Origin of the sequence: Rhodopila sp., assembly GCF_965277825.1 — a bacterium.
Lineage (GTDB): Bacteria > Pseudomonadota > Alphaproteobacteria > Acetobacterales > Acetobacteraceae > Rhodopila.
In genome coordinates this window covers 1,151,338-1,167,556 of the sequence record NZ_OZ255846.1, presented here as the reverse complement: position 1 = coordinate 1,167,556, position 16,219 = coordinate 1,151,338, and the positions used below count along the sequence as shown (strand labels likewise).

Genomic DNA, 16,219 nt, shown 5'->3' with positions numbered 1-16,219 from the left:
TCCGGCCGACCCGCCCCCCGCGGTCAACCCGGTATCCGCACCATCATCGAAGCGATCCCGTGCACGAAGCTGGAATAGACCCGTTTCGGCTCCGACATCAGCTCGACATGCGGAAACCGCCGCATGATCTCCTCCCACAGGATGGTCAGTTGCAACTCGGCCAGCCGGTTGCCGACGCAACGATGAATGCCGAAGCCGAACGACAGGTGCTGGCGCGGGCGCGCCCGATCGATGATGAAGCGATCGGCGTCGGGGATGGCGTCGGCGTCGCGGTTGCCCGAGATATACCACAGCGCCAGCTTGTCGCCGGCGCGGATCGTTTTGCCGCCTAATTCGTAGTCGGCCAGCGCGGTGCGCCGCATATAGGCGATCGGCGTCTGCCAGCGAATGATCTCCGGCACCATGGTGGCGATCAGCCCGGGGTTTTCCCGCAGCTTGCGATACTGCTCGGGATGCTTGTTCAGCGCCCACAGGCCGCCGCTGATCGAGTTGCGCGTGGTGTCGTTGCCGCCGACGATCAGCAGCACGCAGTTCCCCATGAACTCCATCGGATCCATCTCGCGCGTTGCCTCGCCGTGCGCCAGCATCGAGATCAGGTCCACCCCGCCCGGCCGGTTCACCCGTTCATTCCATAGCTCGGTCATCGCCGCGGCCATCTGGCGCAGCTCGACGAACCGCTCTTCCTCGGTCCTGACCAGGGCGTTGGGGTCCTTCAGGTTGGTGGTCGCAATGTTCGACCAGTAGGTCAGCTCGCGGCGCCGCTCGAACGGGTAATCGAACAGCGTCGCCAGCATCTGCGTGGTCAGCTCGACCGACACGTGCTCGACCCAGTCGAAGGTCTCGTTGCGCGGCAAGCCGTCCAGGATGCGGATCACCCGCTCGCGGATGGTGCCCGCCATGTGCGCCAGGTTGGCCGGCGCCACGATCGGGGCGACCACATGCCGCTGCACATCGTGCTTCGGCGGGTCCATCGCGATGAACATCGCCAGCCGATATTGCGTCTCCTGGTCCAGCAGGGTGATGCCCGAGGCCGAGGAGAACACCAACGGGGTGGTCTCCACCCGCATGATGTCGTGGTAGCGGGTCACCGACCAATACGGACCGAACTGGCTGTCGGCGGTATGATGCACCGGATCGTCACGCCGCAGCCGGGCGAACCAATCTGGCCAGACATCGTCCTGGAAGATCCGAGCGTCGGCGACATCGATGCGATCCAGCGGCGTGGACCAGGGATTCCCCAGCGCTTCAGGGCTGACCGGCACATCCATGACTGTCTCCTAGATCCATGACTGTCTTCTCGATCGGCGTACACAGAATAGCGCATCATTGGCGCCAGTGGAACGGGCCGCGCCAAGCGGTCAATCAGCCAAACGTTCGACTATATCATCGTTGGCATCCTCAGTCAGGCCGGAAATGACCCGCTAACGCGCATCAAGTCGCGCAAAACAGCCCTGCGCTCGGCGCCCGATGGACAGCCGTCCCGCTTCGGCCCACCCTGTCTGAGATCCCCGTTTGCATTAGAGAACAGAAGCGGACCTTTCAATGCTTCCAGATTCCATTTTGACCGATGCCGATGCCCTACTGGCCGAATGCCGCTCCAAGGGGATCATGCTGGCCACCGCCGAAAGCTGCACCGGCGGATTGATTGCGGCCGCGCTCACCTCGATCGCTGGGTCCTCCGACGTGCTCGATCGCGGCTTCGTCACCTACTCCAACGAGTCCAAGACCGAAATGATCGGCGTGGCGCCGGCGCTGATCGAGACCCATGGCGCGGTCAGCGAGGACGTCGCCCGCGCCATGGCCGAGGGCACCCTGGCGCGGTCCCGCGCCGCCATCGCGCTATCGGTCACCGGCGTCGCCGGCCCCGGCGGCGGCAGCGCCGACAAACCCGTCGGCCTAGTCTGCTTCGGCCTCGCCGGCACGGCTCAGCCCACCCGCTCGGAACGACAGGTGTTCCCCGGCGACCGAACGGCGATCCGCGCCGCCACCGTGACGCACGCCTTCGCCATGATCCGAGCCGCGCTGTGAGCGCCGGTCCAGGTAGGCGGGGTCCGGCCGCTGGCGACCCGCCGAATTCACCGCGATCGGCCACCCTGTCGGCAATCGGCCATGTCGCCCTGGCTTTGACCAAAGCCGCCCCATATCCGCAGCACCGCCAGCATGGCGGTCGAGTGGCAACCAACTAGGAGCAACCGACATGGCTCAGATCAAACGGCACGCAACGGCGAAATGGCAGGGCTCGGGCAAGGACGGCAGCGGCAGCCTGACCACGCCGAGCGGCACGCTGAAGGACACGCCGTACGGCTTCAAGTCACGCTTCGAGACCGGCACCGGGACCAACCCCGAGGAACTGATCGCCGCGGCCCACGCCGGCTGTTTCAGCATGGCGGCGGCGTTCCAGCTCAGCGGCGCCGGGCATCCGCCGGAGACCCTGGACTGCGACGCCGACCTGACCATGGAACAGATCCCCGGCGGCTGGAAAATCGCCGCGATCCATCTGACGCTGAAGGCCAAGGTGCCGGGTTTGGAGGACGCCAAGTTCCAGGAGCTGGCCAAGGGGGCGAAGGAGAATTGCCCGGTCTCGAAGCTGCTGAACGCCGACATCACGTTGGATGCCAAGCTGGTCTGACGTCGGACGGGCGCGCGGCGCCCGATTAGGGTCTGACAGGCGTGCGGCGGCCGAAACGATGCGGCCGCTGCCGCCGGCGGTCATACCGTGCGGTAGCGGTCGACTCCGCCGGCATCGGTTTCCAGCCGCAGTTCGCCACGGCCCAGCATGTGGTTGACATGGGCCAGCACCTCGCCGAAGGCAAAGCCGGTCTGGTGGGCGTCGAGCGTGCGGGTGAACAGGTACGGCACGATCTCCGCCACCGACAGCGGCGCGGTGGTGCACGCCAGGGCGAGTTCACCGCAACGCTGGGCGTGATGCTGGATCAGCTCCTCGACCCGGTCGTGCAGGCCGTGGAAGGGCAGGCCGTGTCCGGGCAGCACCAGGACGTCCGGCGCCACGCTCTCGCGGACCGCGCGCAGCGAGCCAAGATAGATCCCCAGCGCGTCCAGGTCGGGCTCCATCGGGTGCACGCTGACGTTTGGCGAGATCCTGGCGATGACCTGGTCGGCGGCGAGGAACAGGCGTTCCTCGGGGCGGTACAGCATCGCCTGTTCCAGCGCGTGGCCGCCGCCGGTCAGCACCCGGAACGAGCGTTCACCGACCGCCAGCGTGTCGCCGCCCTTGATGCGATGGTACGATGCCGGAACGCCGCTGGTGCGGCGCAGGTATTCGTGGCCGCGGCTGAGCACCAGTTCGGTCGCCTCGGCGGACAGACCGTGACGCTGGTAGAACGGTCGGAACACGTCCTCGCCGTAGTCGGCCGGAGCGAACTGCAGCAGCAGGGTGTGCAGGTATTCCGGCCGCGGCATGCTGAGTTTCAGGTCGAACCGCTCGCACAGCCAGCCGGCCAGGCCGACATGGTCGGGATGGAAATGCGACACGATCAGCGAGTTCAGGTGCTGACCGCGCAACGGGCCGGCTAGCGCGGCCTGCCAAGCCTGCTTGCAGGCGTCGTCGCCGAGGCCGGTATCCAGTGCCGTCCAGCCGCCGGCGTTGGCGATCAGGTAGATGTTGACGTGATCCAGCCGATACGGCAGCGGCAGCCGCAGCCAGCGGATGCCGGGGGCGATGTCGGTGATCGAGCCGAACGCCGGCGGCTCGGGGATCGGGAAGCTCAGTTTCGACGGATGGGTGGCTTGCATCCGACCTAGCTAGCAAAACCGGTCGGGCAGGGATACCGCGCAAGCGGTTCGGCCATGTCCCGGGATCGGATCAGCTGCGCGATCCGGGACGGCCGGATGACGCACCCGCGCAGCGATGGACGCGGCTGTGGCCGGCTGACCGACGACGCTGTCGCGTGGGTCGTCAACCAGGAACTTGACCCCCGGCGCGCTGACGGGCATCAGCCACGATTCTTCGCTGTTCGGCGCGTCCGCGGGAGGCTGCCAATGGACTTCTCCGTCACGCTGGTGAACCTCGCCGGCGCGGTCGCTCTGCTGTTGTGGGGCGTGCACATGGTGCAGACCGGCGTGCAGCGCGCGCTGGGCGCCAAGCTGCGCGGGCTGTTGGACGTCGCGCTACGCAACCGCTTTCAGGCGTTCCTGGCCGGCATCGGCGTCACCGCCATCCTGCAAAGCAGCACCGCGACCGGGCTGATGGTCACCGGGTTCGCCGCCGGCGGGCTGATGGACCTGGTGCCGGCGCTGGCGGTGATGCTGGGCGCCAATGTCGGCACCACGCTGATCGTGCAGTTGCTGTCGTTCCACGTCGCCGAGGTCGCCCCGGCGCTGATCCTGATCGGCGTGCTGATGTTCCGCCGCACCAGCGCCGCGCCGCGCGACTTCGGCCGCGTGCTGATCGGCCTCGGCCTGGTGCTGATGGCGCTGAGCCAGTTCGTCGCCCTGCTCGACCCGTATGAGGACGTGCCCAGCCTGCGATTGCTGATGGGTGCGGTGTCGACCCTGCCGGTGCTGGACGTGATCCTGGCGGCGGGGCTGACCTGGGCGGCGCATTCCTCTGTCGCGGTGGTGCTGCTGACCATGTCGTTCGCGGCCAAGGGCGTGGTGCCGCCGGCCGCCGCCTTCGCGCTGGTGCTGGGCGCCAATCTGGGCACCGCGATCAACCCGGTGCTGGAGGGTGGCGCCGGCGACGATCCGGCGGCCAGGCGGCTGCCGATCGGCAACCTGATCAACCGCGCCATCGGCGTCGCCGTCGGACTGGCGCTGCTGCCGCTGCTGGGGCCGTGGCTGGTCTCGATCGATCCCGACAACGCTCGCGTGGTGGCGGATTTCCACACTGGCTTCAACCTCGCCCTGGCGCTGGTGTTCTTCCCGCTGCTGACGCCGTTTGCCGCCATGCTGCGGCGGCTGTTGCCGACCAGGATCGATACCGCCGATCCCGGCCGTCCACTGTATCTGGACCACAGCGCGATCGAGGTGCCGGTGGTGGCGCTAGGCGCGGCGACGCGCGAGGCACTGCGCATGGCCGACGCGCTCGAAGCCATGCTGCTGGGGCTGCGCGATGCGCTGCAGCGCCCCGATCGTCGTCACCTGAGTGAGCTGAGGCGGCTGGATGACGTGCTCGACACGCTGAACACGGCGATCCGATCGTACATGACATCCTTGCCGGCCGAGGCGATGACCGAAAGCGACCATCGTCGCGCGGTGGAGATCCTGAGCTTCGCCACCAACCTGGAACATGCCGGCGACGTGGTGGACAAGGGCCTGCTGGGGATCGTCGCCAAGCAGGTCAAGCGCGGCCTGGTGTTCTCCCCGGCCGAGGCCGATCCGCTGCGCGCCATCGTCGACCGGCTGATGACCAACCTGCGTTCGGCGGCGGCGTTGCTGGTGACCGGGGACGAACGCGCGGCCCGCCTGCTGGTGGAGGAGAAAGGCACCTTCCGCGGCCTGGAAGCCGAGGCCACCACGGAGCATTTTGCCCGCCTGCGGGAAGGCCGGCTGGACTCGGTCGAGACCAGCACGCTGCACCTCGATGCGATGCGCGACCTGAAACGGGTGAACGCCCATCTGGTGGCGGCGGCGGCCTACCCGCTGCTGCAAAACCGCGGCGAGCTGCTGGAAAGCCGGCTGCGGTAGGGGTTTGGATCGGTGGAGACGGGTGCCATCGGCAGCGCGGGTCTTGCTCGCCGGCGGATTGCAGGAATGGCATGGACATCGATAGCTGGAGCGCTTTCGGTGACCGCAAACGGTCACCGTGCTCTGGTTCTTTGTTTGAGCGAGCAACTATATCAGCCTGACTTTCCGGTCCGGCTGATGTCGCTCTACGATCCGGTTTCGGCCGCCTCGAAGTTGCATTCTACCGAGATGCCATCCGGATCCAAGTAGAACAACTGCGTCATGTTCAGCCGCGGCAAAACCCGCTCGTCGAACTTGATGTCACGCGCCTGCAGGTTGGACCGCATCTCCTTCAAGCCGTTGCAAGAGAACGCGATATGATCCAGCCGACCGGTCGCCGCCGGCTGCGAGGCGTGATCGCCGATCACCGGATCTTCCGCGCGGTTGCCAATCAGATGCACCGTCGGGACATCGCCGCAGTAGAGCCAGTAACCGGGAAACGCCAGCGGCGGTCGGTCGCCGACTTTGAGGCCAACGATGTCCTGGTAAAAATCCTTGGTGTGCTCCAAGTCGCGTACTTTGATCGTGTAGTGGTTCAGCGACTGTGCCGGCATCTTTCGTTCCTTCCTCGGGTCAGGTTTAAAACTGGTTCTCCGGTGCAAGACCAAGCATGATCTGGCCGACCGATTCGTAGTGCAACTGACGTCCCTGGGACTGTTGCGACACGGTGTGAATGTCGCGCAGCCGGCGCTCGAACGGCTGGTCCTCGAACACCGCCGCCGAACCGGCGCAGTGAAACAGCGTGTTGACCGCCTCGCGCGATTGCCCGATCGCCCAGGTCGAGGCCAGCCGCAGCATCGCGGCCTGATGTTCGGTCATCTCGCCGTGTCGGATCACGTGGTCGTGGATCTCGTCCAGCGTATTGTGCAGGAACGCCCGCGCCGAGTGCCACTTCGCCTCCGACTGCGCCAGTTGCGACTGCACCACGTTATTTTCCCGCATCGGCCTGCTGGCGCCGCGTGATATCTTGGTGGCCGGCAACTCGAGGAACGCGTCGATCAGGCCGCGTGCGATGCCAAGCCCGACGCCGGCGAACCCGGCCGAGTAAAGCTGGCTGCTGCTGAAGCGATACAGCGGACCGGCTTCCCGCCGATCGACCGCCTGATCGCGCAGCATGGTATGATCGGTCGGCACGAACAGGTCCTTGACAACATACTGGTTGCTCGCGGTGCCGCGCAGTCCCAGCGTGTGCCAGATATCGACCATCTCGATACTGGATTTGGGAAACAGCATGGTGCGGACTTCCTTGCGTCCGGCGACCTTCATGTGCGCCCCCAGCCAACTGGCGTTCTGGCTGCCGCTGGCAAACCGCCAGGTGCCGGAAATGCAGTATCCGCCCGCCACCGGTTCGGCCTCGGACGGACCGCCCGGCGGACCCCAGGCCAGAATGCCGTCGACCGGCCCGAAGATCTCCCCGGCCACGTCCGGGTCCAGATAGGCCGCCGACATCGAGCAGCCGTTGCCCTGGCACACCACCCAAGCGGTGGACCCGTCGGCGGCCGAGATTGCCTCGGTGACGCGGGCGAAGTCCGACGCCTTCAACTCCATCCCGCCGATCGAGCGCGGCTGCAGCAGGCGGAAAAACTCGCCTTGTTTTAGCGCCTCGACGATCGGAGCGGTCAGTTCGCGGCGGCGGTTGACCTCGTCGGCCTGCTGTTTCAGCAGAGGATGCAGCGCGCGGGCCCGCGCCACCTGGGGGTGGACATCCGTCATGCTTCCGTCTCCCTGGTCTCGGCGGCAAACGCCGCTGGTCCCTGCTCTCGGCTTCGACGCCGCCAGAGGCGATTCTCCACTTTAACATCGCCAGAGGCGATTCTCCGCTTTAACATCGCCAAAGGCGATTCTTGGCTTCAACGTCGCCAAAGTCGACGATGCGGCATTTCCCGGCACTTGAAAAGCGGGCCGCCGTGGCTTCGGCCATCGCGCCGTGAGCTCAGCCCGCCGCGGTATGCAGCAGCGCCGCTTCCAACCGCCGCGCCACCTCGCCTGCCATCGCGGTCGGCGTCGCGGCGAACCCGATCACCAGACCGTTCATCCGCGCCTCCCCGGCGAAATACGCCCGCAGCGGCGACACCGCCAGCTCCCGCGTTCGGCACGCCCGCACGGCGCCGGCTTCGTCCACGCCGTCGTCCAGGCGCGCCACCATATGCAGGCCGCCCGGAGCGGCCAGCGCGGTGGCGTGACGGACCACGCGACCCATCGCCTCCAGCAGGGCCTCGCGGCGGCGGGCATATTCGGTGCGCATCTTGCGGATGTGCGGCGACAGCAGACCCTGGCGCATGTATTCCGCCAGCGTGGCCTGGGTGAACCCGTCGGTGCCGCGATCGGTCAGAGTGCGCAGCCGCACGAAGGCTGCGACCAGCGGCGGCGGCACGATGGCGAAGCCGATCCGCAGCGTCGGCGCCAGGGTCTTGCTGAAGGTGCCGCAGTAGATCACCTGCCCGGCCTTATCCAGCGTCGCCAGTGGAGGCAGCGGCTTGCCTTCCCAGCGGAACTCGGAATCGCAATCGTCCTCCAGCACCCAAGCGGTGCCGCGCCGAGCCCAGTCCAACAGCGCCAGCCGGCGCCCGATCGGCAAAGCACCGCCCAGCGGCGTGGCGTGCGACGGCGCGACCAGCGCCAGCCTGGCGTTGGCGGCGATGCGCACCCCGGCGGCGACATCGATCCCCTCTGCGTCGCTGGGGATCGGGCGCAGGTCGGCGCCGGCGGCCAGCAGCGCGCCGCGCCCGGCGATATAGCCCGGATCCTCGACCCAGGCCGGATCGCCGGGGTCGAGCAGCAGGTCGGCGGCGATGCGCAACGCCTGCTGCGTGCCGCTGGTCACCACGATGCAGCCGGGATCGGCCACCAGTCCGCGGGTGGCGGCCAGATGGGCGGCGATCTGCTCGCGCAGCACCAGCAGGCCTTGCGGCGGCGGATAGCTTGATAGTTCGCCGCTCAGCGGCCGCATCACCCGCGCCGCGCAGCGCGCCCAGGCCTTGACCGGAAACAGATCCGGTGCCGGCAGGCCGCCGGCCAGCAGCAGCCCAAGCGCCGGATCGCGCGCGCTGGCCGATACCGGGACCGCCGCTAGCCGGGCGCCACGGGCGGAGAGCGCGGCAGCGGCCAGCATCGGCGTGGCGGTCGGGGACGGCGCCTGATCCGGCAGATCCGTTGCCACGTAGGTGCCGCTGCCGGTGCGGCCGCGGACATAGCCCTCGGCCGCCAGGCGTTCATAGGCGAGTACGATTGTCTGCCGAGCGACGCCAAGTTCGTGGGCGAGGGAGCGGCTGGGCGGCAGGCGGCCGCCACTAGGCAATGCTCCGGTCAAGATGCTGTGACGAAGATGGTCGAACACCGCGCTCTGGCGGGTTTGGTCTGGCGCAAGCACGAGGTTACGTCCCAGCCGGTTGGTCCAATTGCCGGACCCTACACCCCGCCAGGTCGGCTCGGCAAGCTGCACATGCAGAAGGCGACGCTAGGGAACCTCCCTGCCGCCGTAAAGCCGCTTTATACTTTGATCCGACCAGACAGAGTTTGCCGCTTCACGCGCCGAAACGGTGACGCCAGCTATGGGAAGGCTAAAAGCCCTCGCGCTCCAGCCGCTTGCGTTCCAGCTTCCTGGCACGCCGAACCGCCTCCGCGGCTTCGCGGGCGCGCCGTTCGGAGGGCTTCTCATAGTGCCGCCGCAGCTTCATCTCGCGGAAAATCCCCTCCCGCTGCATCTTTTTCTTGAGCGCCTTCAGCGCCTGGTCAACGTTGTTGTCACGCACGAGAACTTGCACTTGGCCGCCTACTCCTTTGCCAAAACGCCCCGCCGATCGGATGCGCAAACGCCCCCTTTCGCCGGCATCCCGGAAGCAGGGGCTCGCGCTATAACATGGCCGTGGATACTTACAAGTCCATATTCGCCGGCCCATGGTTCCCAGACGCCCATGGGTCACCGACGCCCATGGTTCACCGACAGGACGCAACGTAGGCATGGCCATTCTGAAAATCGCCCGGATGGGCAACCCGGTCTTGCTGCAAAAGTGCAGCCCCGTGGTTGATCCGGGCGCGCCCGATATCCGCCGCCTGGTGGCCGACATGATGCAGACCATGGAGGACGCGCCCGGAGTCGGCCTGGCCGCCCCGCAGGTCTACCAGCCGTTGCGCCTGTTCGTGTTCCGCGTTCCCCCCGGGCGGCAAACCCAGGACCCCGACGATATCCCGCTTGCCAACTCGGTGCTGATCAACCCCGAGGTGGAATTACTCGGGGACGAACGCGCCTTGGGATGGGAAGGCTGCCTGTCGATCCCCGATCTGCGCGCCGCGGTGCCGCGGGCCACCCGCATTCGCTATCGCGGCACCGATTGCGACGGCAACGTGATCGAGCGCGAGGTGACCGGCTTCCACGCCCGGATCGTTCAGCATGAGTACGACCATTTGGACGGTATCCTGTATCCGATGCGCATGATCGATTTCCGCCATTTCGGCTTCACCAGCGAACTCGACCGAGCCGGAGCGGACCGATGATCGAAGCCCCCGAACGGCTGCCGGAACGCGACCAGGCGATCATCGCGATGCTGCCGAACGTGGCGTTCGACGGCTGGACCAAGCGGGCGCTGCGGGCCGGGGTGCGCGACGCCGGGATGGCGCCGGACGAGGCCGACATGCTTTTCCCGCTCGGCACCGTGGACATGATCGAGACGTTCTGCGACCTCGCCGACCGGCGCATGGCCGAGGCCGCCGCGGCGCTGCCGCAGACCAAAGTGTCAGCCCGGGTGCACGCGGTGATCGCGCTGCGTTTGGAGCAGAACCGGCCGAACAAGGAAGCCATCCGGCGGGCGCTCTCGGTGCTGGCACTGCCGGGCAACACCGGCGCGGCGGCCGGCTGCACCGCCAGGACGGTCGATGCCATCTGGCACGCCGCCGGTGACCGGTCGGCGGATTTTAGCTGGTATACGAAACGGGCGATCCTGGCCGCGGTCTACAGCGCCACCGTGCTGTATTGGCTGCGCGACAGCTCCGAGGACGATGCCTCGACGCTGGCGTTCCTCGATCGGCGGCTGGCCGCGGTGGGTCGGATCGGCAAGGTCAGGGGGCGGATCGATGGCCTGCTGGCCCGGCTGCCACGCCCGCCCGGCTTCGGCCGGCCCACGGCAATGGGTGACACGGGCTGACGGACACTCTATCTGTGCGCGCACCGCCGGCCGCCGCCTCGGCAGCCGACGTTCAAAGCAGGTCCCGGTTCGCAGCTTCATGACCGACACCCCCCTTCAGCGTATCCGCAATTTCTCGATCATTGCGCATATCGACCACGGCAAATCCACCCTGGCCGACCGGCTGATCCAGGTCACCGGCGGGCTGACCGCACGCGAAATGACCGCGCAGGTGCTGGACAACATGGAGCTGGAGAAGGAACGCGGCATCACCATCAAGGCGCAGACCGTCCGCCTCAGCTACACCGCCAAGGACGGCCTGACCTACGAACTGAACCTGATGGACACCCCCGGCCACGTCGATTTCGCCTACGAGGTCAGCCGCAGCCTGGCGGCGTGCGAGGGCAGCCTGCTGGTGGTCGACGCCTCCCAAGGGGTCGAGGCGCAGACCCTGGCCAACGTCTACCAGGCGATCGAGGCCAATCATGAGATCGTGCCGATCCTCAACAAGATCGACCTGCCGGCGGCGGAACCCGAACGCGTCAAGCAGCAAATCGAGGACGTAATTGGCCTCGACACCTCCGACGCGGTGGAAATCAGCGCCAAGACCGGGCTGAACATCGAAGGCGTGCTGGAGGCCCTGGTGACCCGCCTGCCGGCGCCGACTGGCGACGGATCGGCGCCGCTGAAGGCGCTGCTGGTGGATAGCTGGTACGACCAATACCTGGGCGTCGTCATCCTGGTGCGGATCAAGGACGGGCGGATGAAGCGCGGCCAGCGGATCCGGATGATGTCCTCGGGCGCCGTCCATTCGGTCGAGCAGGTCGGTGTTTTCACGCCGAAGATGGTGCCGACCGACGACCTCGGGCCCGGCGAGATCGGCTTCATCACCGCCGCCATCAAGACGGTGGCCGACTGCAACGTCGGCGATACGATCACCGACGACCGGACGCCGACGAGCCAGGCGCTGCCGGGGTTCAAGCCGTCGATCCCGGTGGTGTGGTGCGGGCTGTATCCGATCGACGCCGACGATTTCGAGAAGCTGCGCGACAGCCTGGGCAAGCTGCGGCTGAACGATGCCAGCTTCCACTACGAACCGGAGACCTCCGCCGCGCTAGGGTTCGGCTTCCGCTGCGGCTTCCTCGGCCTGCTGCACCTGGAGATCATCCAGGAGCGGCTGACCCGGGAGTTCGCGCTGGAATTGATCGCTACCGCGCCGTCGGTGGTCTACCACGTCTACAAGACCAACGGGCAGATGCAGGACCTGCACAACCCGGTCGATATGCCCGACGGTTCGGTGGTCGAGCGCATCGAAGAGCCGTGGATCAAGGCCACCATCATGGTGCCGGACGACTACCTGGGCAGCGTTTTGGGCCTGTGCACCGAACGGCGCGGCCAGCAGGTCGACCTGACTTATGTCGGCAACCGGGCGATGGCGGTGTATCGGATCCCGCTGAACGAGGTGGTGTTCGATTTCTACGACCGGCTGAAGTCAGTCTCGCGCGGCTATGCGAGCTTCGATTATGCGATGGACGGCTACGCCGAGAGCGACCTGGTGCGGATCTCCATCCTGGTGAACGGCGACCTGGTCGATGCGCTGTCGTTCATCGCGCACCGCGCCGCCGCCGAGAACCGCGGTCGGCAGATTTGTGCCAGGCTGAAGGACCTGATCCCCAAGCAGTTGTTCAAGATCGCGATCCAGGCGGCGATCGGCAGCCGGGTGGTTGCACGCGAGACGATCAGCGCGCTGTCCAAGGACGTGACGGCGAAATGTTACGGCGGGGATATTTCAAGAAAACGCAAGCTGCTGGAGAAGCAGAAGGAAGGCAAGAAGCGGATGCGCCAATTCGGCAAGGTGGAGATTCCGCAGTCGGCGTTCCTCGCGGCGCTTAAGATGGATGCGTGAGGGGGTTGGCCCGCAGGGGTTTGCCTCTGCTCGGGGCGATGATATTGACCGCTTTGCGTAGTCGTGCTTGCGCGGGAGAGATGGCCGAGTGGCTTAAGGCGCACGCTTGGAAAGCGTGTGTGCGTGAAAGCGTACCCAGGGTTCGAATCCCTGTCTCTCCGCCAAAGATGATCGCGGCGGTAACCGCCGTCTGGACCGCGTAGCCGTCGGCGCGCTGCTTCGGCGAATATGCGGAGCTTGGTTGGGGTGATTTCTCCCCCGACCGCATCCAACGAAATGGGTCGCACACTCGACATCCACCTGGGCCTGGGATTTCAGCGCTCGCGTGTCGGCGATTCGCTCCTTGAGCGAGTCGTCCTCGATGTCGGCCACGCCGCTCTCAATGGCGTCATAGAGACGCTTGAGGCGAACCTCTGCTTCGGCGGTTTTCTTGCGAAGTTCGGTGGCATGGGCGGCCCTGCGTTCGGCACGCTCCTGGCGGCGATCGAGGACGATGCTCAACACCTCTTCCAGCGCGGCCGGATCGAGCAAACGCTCCTCCAGATGCTGGGCGACCAGATCGTCTCGTCATGCCGCCGTCAGCGCCTTCTGAACCGCCTTGGGATTGCGGTCGATGACGAGGAGATAGGCGCGGGTCGGCCCCTCTGGGACACGGCGGCCCTGCTCCCAATGGCGCAGGGTGTTGATGTTGAACCCGAAGCGGCCGGCGAACTCCTCCTGGGTCATCTCCAGCTTGATCCGGATCGCCTTCACATCGATGTCCTCTGGGATGTGGACACCATAGCGGCTGGTATCCGCGGTGCCCTCGGCATAGGCCAAAGCCTCCTGAAGCCCGCGCCGGATGCTGTCGGCACCTTTGCTCGTCATCTTGCTCTCCTCGCGTAACGCTCGACCAGCAGCGCCGTCACGCGGCGAAAATCGTTGCGGTCGGCTTGGCTGATGTCGGCCCGTTCGTTCTTGGCGCAGGCGGTCAGGGCGAAGATCGGCATGGCGTCGCTGTGGTAGTAATAGATTACCCGCGCGCCGCCCCGCTTACCGCGTCCCTCCAAGGCTCAGCGCAGCTTTCGCACGCCACCGGTTCCAGGAATCAGGTCGCCGGCCAGTGGGTTGCGGGCGAGATAATCGACCAGCAAACCGCGCTCCTCGTCGTTCATGATACGCCGCGTTGCGGCTAGGAACTCGGGCGTCTCGACGACGCTGACGGGGGCTGGCCTAGACACAGCGAATACTACGCCAATGGACGATATAGCGCAAGGAACGCGGTAATCCAATGCATGAGGAAGGGCGGCTAGGGCGGCCCGAACAACTCATTGAGGATGTCGCCAAACCACGCCTCGAACATGTCCACTTCGCGTTCGGTGACAGGCAAGCGCTTCGGCCAGTTGTCGATGACGCGCCAGCCGATCAGGTCGTGCTTCATGGGCCGCCCCGGCAGGCGTTCAGCGTGGCGACGACCAAAATATTGACCGCTGGTCGATCACGGCCGGTCTTCTTTCCGACGCCCTGATCAAAGCGATGCGTGGTTCGCGATCGGCCTCGCCGTGCGCATACTGGCCAAGCCGCATTTTTGGTTCGGGTAATGGTAACCCGTCGAGTCCAGCGCGGATGGAAGTGAATGCGTGATGACGAAAATGGTAGGTCGAGCGCGGTTTGATCTCTTCGCGATTGGGGCACGCCAGGGTTCAAAGACCTTCAATATCCTCGCCGCATCCGTGGTTCCAGCATCGTGGCCGGCGCCGAACGGCGCCGGCCACGCGGTCAAACGACTTACTTCCCGCCGCTGACGCCGCCGGCTTTGGTGTCCGCGGTTCCCTTCTGATCACCGGCCGCCGTGCTCTTGTTACCGGGCACCACCGTTGACCCGGTTGCGCCCGGCTGGGCCGCACTTGTCGCGTCCGACTGGCTACCCGACCCGCTGGTTCCCTGCGCCATGACACCGGTCAAAGGGCTGATCGCCAGTATGGCTGAGAACAATACATTGCGCATCTTCATAGGTTTTGGTCCTCCAAGTCTCGTAAATGGAGCGAAACGGCGATTCGGCAATAGTGGCTGGCGGGGCTGTGATCGCACCCTTTCCGACGCGATGCCGCACCGCGCCCCACCCCGAAAACAAATTATCTATCCGATATATTCTCGAAAGAGACCACAACCGGAGCGACGCCATCGCCGGCGGTGTCCCTGGCGATCAGCCCCGACGAACCCCCGGTCCGGCCCGGCCGATCCGTTATCGCCGACCGCTGCATGATATCAGTGCGAGCCGCGACCTGCCCGGCGCCGCGATCAAGTCACGGCATCCCGCACGGCGCCACTTCGGCGGCTTAATGCCGCGCCACCCAGTCTCTGAGATGGCAAACAGTCGGCGGAATCCACCTTGAAGTGGTCTATTGCCGGGCGGCGGGCAGTTGCTTGCATCCGACGGGCGCTTCCCGACCGCTTGTCCCTACCGGGCCGCAGCCGAGCAGGCGCCGGATCGGCCAAAAAAGCCATATCCGCGCCAGCTTCGCATCACGTGTTATCGTGCTAACAGCAAACCGCACGCAAAGCCCATAGGCTCCCAGGGGCAGGACTGCGCGTCCCGTCCCTGTCGCCGCTATTGCGCGCTGTTGGCGGCGCTCAGTAGCCGCTGTTTGACCTGCGGATTGTTCTGCGCGGTCCGCACCACGGTCGAGTATTCCTGCACCGACAACCCGTGCGACTGGATCGCCTGGACCGCCTCGGCGTTGGCCTGTTCGCTCAGGCCCTGTTTCTGGTCAGGCGTGGCCTGCTCCATCTGGCCCTGATACTTTTCCTGCAACTTGGCCACGTCCCGCAGGGCCGCGCCGGCCTTGCCGATCGTGCCGTCAGGGATCGACGCGCCAGGCGCCGTGCCAGGAGCACTCGGTGGCGCTGGCTGCGCCGGCGACATCTGGTCAGGCGCAGCCACTGCAAAGGCGGGAGCCAAGCCAAGCGCCAGGCCGGCCGCGATCAAGAAATGCCGCATCTCAAAGCACCTCCCGCGCCGCGTCCAGCAACCGCTGTTCAAGGTCCGGATCGCCCTCCGCCGCCGTCAGTACAGCGTTGTAGTCGTCGATTGAAATCCCCTGCTCGTCGATCACCTGCTCCGCCGCTGCACGCGCGCGGCTTGCCAGCGCCTCACGAGCATCGGCGGCGGTTTCGGATTCAGCCTGCGTCGCATAGTCCTGCTGAATCTTCGCGACCCGCCCGGCGGCCGAACCGACCCGGGTCACCATGTCCTGCGACATCGTGGCTTGGTTGGTCTGAAACGGTGCCATCGTCTTCTCCGTTGTTGTGTTAACGCGTGATCCTGCCGGACCACCCGGACTCCAACGAGGCGGCACGCATCGGGTTCAACCAAAATGCGGCCCGCCGTGCAGGCGGTATATCGCGACGCAGCGAGCCGGCCTGACCGGGCGGCAGCCGAGCTTGCCCGCCAGTGTGCGAGGGGCTTGTTTGAAAGTAACTTGCCCACTGCCTGCTTTCCGGGCATCACCCGCACAATGATACCCGC

General features: G+C 66.2%; 17 protein-coding genes and 1 tRNA gene. 7 read left to right on the top strand and 11 right to left on the bottom strand.

Features of this window, described 5'->3' with window-relative positions; genetic code table 11:
- Positions 1-23: 23 nt before the first annotated feature.
- Positions 24-1,268 (bottom strand): cytochrome P450, encoded by a 1,245-nt coding sequence (locus ACQY4T_RS05915; protein WP_428538865.1) that lies wholly within the window; start codon positions 1,266-1,268, stop codon positions 24-26.
- A 274-nt stretch (positions 1,269-1,542) separates the two neighbouring features.
- Here ACQY4T_RS05915 and ACQY4T_RS05910 point away from each other — a divergent pair, with 274 nt between their 5' ends.
- A complete protein-coding gene (locus ACQY4T_RS05910; RefSeq protein ID WP_428538863.1) occupies positions 1,543-2,028 on the top strand; it encodes a CinA family protein in 486 nt (161 codons plus the stop codon).
- Between the two features lie 169 nt (positions 2,029-2,197).
- A complete protein-coding gene (locus ACQY4T_RS05905; RefSeq protein ID WP_428538861.1) occupies positions 2,198-2,629 on the top strand; it encodes an OsmC family protein in 432 nt (143 codons plus the stop codon).
- Between the two features lie 80 nt (positions 2,630-2,709).
- On the opposite strand, the gene ACQY4T_RS05900 is transcribed toward ACQY4T_RS05905, so the two are convergent.
- On the bottom strand, positions 2,710-3,753 hold the full coding sequence (locus ACQY4T_RS05900) for an MBL fold metallo-hydrolase (RefSeq protein WP_428538859.1): 1,044 nt from the start codon (positions 3,751-3,753) through the stop codon (positions 2,710-2,712).
- A 246-nt stretch (positions 3,754-3,999) separates the two neighbouring features.
- Between ACQY4T_RS05900 and ACQY4T_RS05895 the strand changes: the two genes are divergently transcribed.
- A complete protein-coding gene (locus ACQY4T_RS05895; protein ID WP_428538857.1) occupies positions 4,000-5,646 on the top strand; it encodes a Na/Pi cotransporter family protein in 1,647 nt (548 codons plus the stop codon).
- A gap of 185 nt (positions 5,647-5,831) precedes the next feature.
- Here the strand turns inward: ACQY4T_RS05895 and ACQY4T_RS05890 are convergent, their stop codons facing one another.
- The 4 genes from ACQY4T_RS05890 to rpsU form a co-directional block, all read right to left on the bottom strand.
- Positions 5,832-6,239, bottom strand: coding sequence for a VOC family protein (locus tag ACQY4T_RS05890; RefSeq protein ID WP_428538855.1), 408 nt, complete (start codon positions 6,237-6,239; stop codon positions 5,832-5,834).
- Between the two features lie 25 nt (positions 6,240-6,264).
- Positions 6,265-7,398 (bottom strand): acyl-CoA dehydrogenase family protein, encoded by a 1,134-nt coding sequence (locus ACQY4T_RS05885; protein WP_428538853.1) that lies wholly within the window; start codon positions 7,396-7,398, stop codon positions 6,265-6,267.
- A 220-nt stretch (positions 7,399-7,618) separates the two neighbouring features.
- Positions 7,619-9,055, bottom strand: coding sequence for a PLP-dependent aminotransferase family protein (locus tag ACQY4T_RS05880; protein WP_428538851.1), 1,437 nt, complete (start codon positions 9,053-9,055; stop codon positions 7,619-7,621).
- Between the two features lie 190 nt (positions 9,056-9,245).
- Complete coding sequence (rpsU, locus tag ACQY4T_RS05875) at positions 9,246-9,449, bottom strand: 30S ribosomal protein S21 (protein WP_048860545.1); 204 nt, start codon at positions 9,447-9,449, stop codon at positions 9,246-9,248.
- 196 nt (positions 9,450-9,645) lie between these two features.
- On the opposite strand from rpsU, the gene def reads away from it, so the two are divergent.
- From def to ACQY4T_RS05855, 4 genes are all read left to right on the top strand, one after another.
- On the top strand, positions 9,646-10,179 hold the full coding sequence (def, locus tag ACQY4T_RS05870; protein ID WP_428538849.1) for a peptide deformylase: 534 nt from the start codon (positions 9,646-9,648) through the stop codon (positions 10,177-10,179).
- Positions 10,176-10,826 (top strand): COQ9 family protein, encoded by a 651-nt coding sequence (locus ACQY4T_RS05865; RefSeq protein ID WP_428538847.1) that lies wholly within the window; start codon positions 10,176-10,178, stop codon positions 10,824-10,826. The genes def and ACQY4T_RS05865 overlap by 4 nt, the downstream gene beginning before the upstream one ends.
- A gap of 79 nt (positions 10,827-10,905) precedes the next feature.
- Entirely contained in the window at positions 10,906-12,711 is a 1,806-nt protein-coding gene (lepA, locus tag ACQY4T_RS05860; protein WP_428538845.1) for a translation elongation factor 4, read from the top strand.
- Between the two features lie 74 nt (positions 12,712-12,785).
- Positions 12,786-12,875 (top strand) — tRNA-Ser (locus ACQY4T_RS05855).
- 403 nt (positions 12,876-13,278) lie between these two features.
- Here ACQY4T_RS05855 and ACQY4T_RS05850 read toward each other — a convergent pair.
- The 5 genes from ACQY4T_RS05850 to ACQY4T_RS05830 all read right to left on the bottom strand — a co-directional run bounded on the left by ACQY4T_RS05850 (position 13,279) and on the right by ACQY4T_RS05830 (position 15,983).
- Positions 13,279-13,437 carry a helix-turn-helix domain-containing protein gene (locus tag ACQY4T_RS05850; protein ID WP_428542741.1) on the bottom strand — a complete coding sequence of 53 codons (159 nt, stop codon included), beginning with the start codon at positions 13,435-13,437 and terminating at the stop codon, positions 13,279-13,281.
- A gap of 137 nt (positions 13,438-13,574) precedes the next feature.
- Positions 13,575-13,760 carry a hypothetical protein gene (locus ACQY4T_RS05845; RefSeq protein ID WP_428538843.1) on the bottom strand — a complete coding sequence of 62 codons (186 nt, stop codon included), beginning with the start codon at positions 13,758-13,760 and terminating at the stop codon, positions 13,575-13,577.
- A 239-nt stretch (positions 13,761-13,999) separates the two neighbouring features.
- A complete protein-coding gene (locus ACQY4T_RS05840; RefSeq protein ID WP_428538841.1) occupies positions 14,000-14,131 on the bottom strand; it encodes a hypothetical protein in 132 nt (43 codons plus the stop codon).
- A gap of 1,170 nt (positions 14,132-15,301) precedes the next feature.
- Positions 15,302-15,691 (bottom strand): DUF4168 domain-containing protein, encoded by a 390-nt coding sequence (locus ACQY4T_RS05835; RefSeq protein WP_428538839.1) that lies wholly within the window; start codon positions 15,689-15,691, stop codon positions 15,302-15,304.
- A 1-nt stretch (position 15,692) separates the two neighbouring features.
- Positions 15,693-15,983, bottom strand: coding sequence for a DUF4168 domain-containing protein (locus tag ACQY4T_RS05830; protein WP_428538837.1), 291 nt, complete (start codon positions 15,981-15,983; stop codon positions 15,693-15,695).
- Positions 15,984-16,219 lie beyond the last annotated feature (236 nt).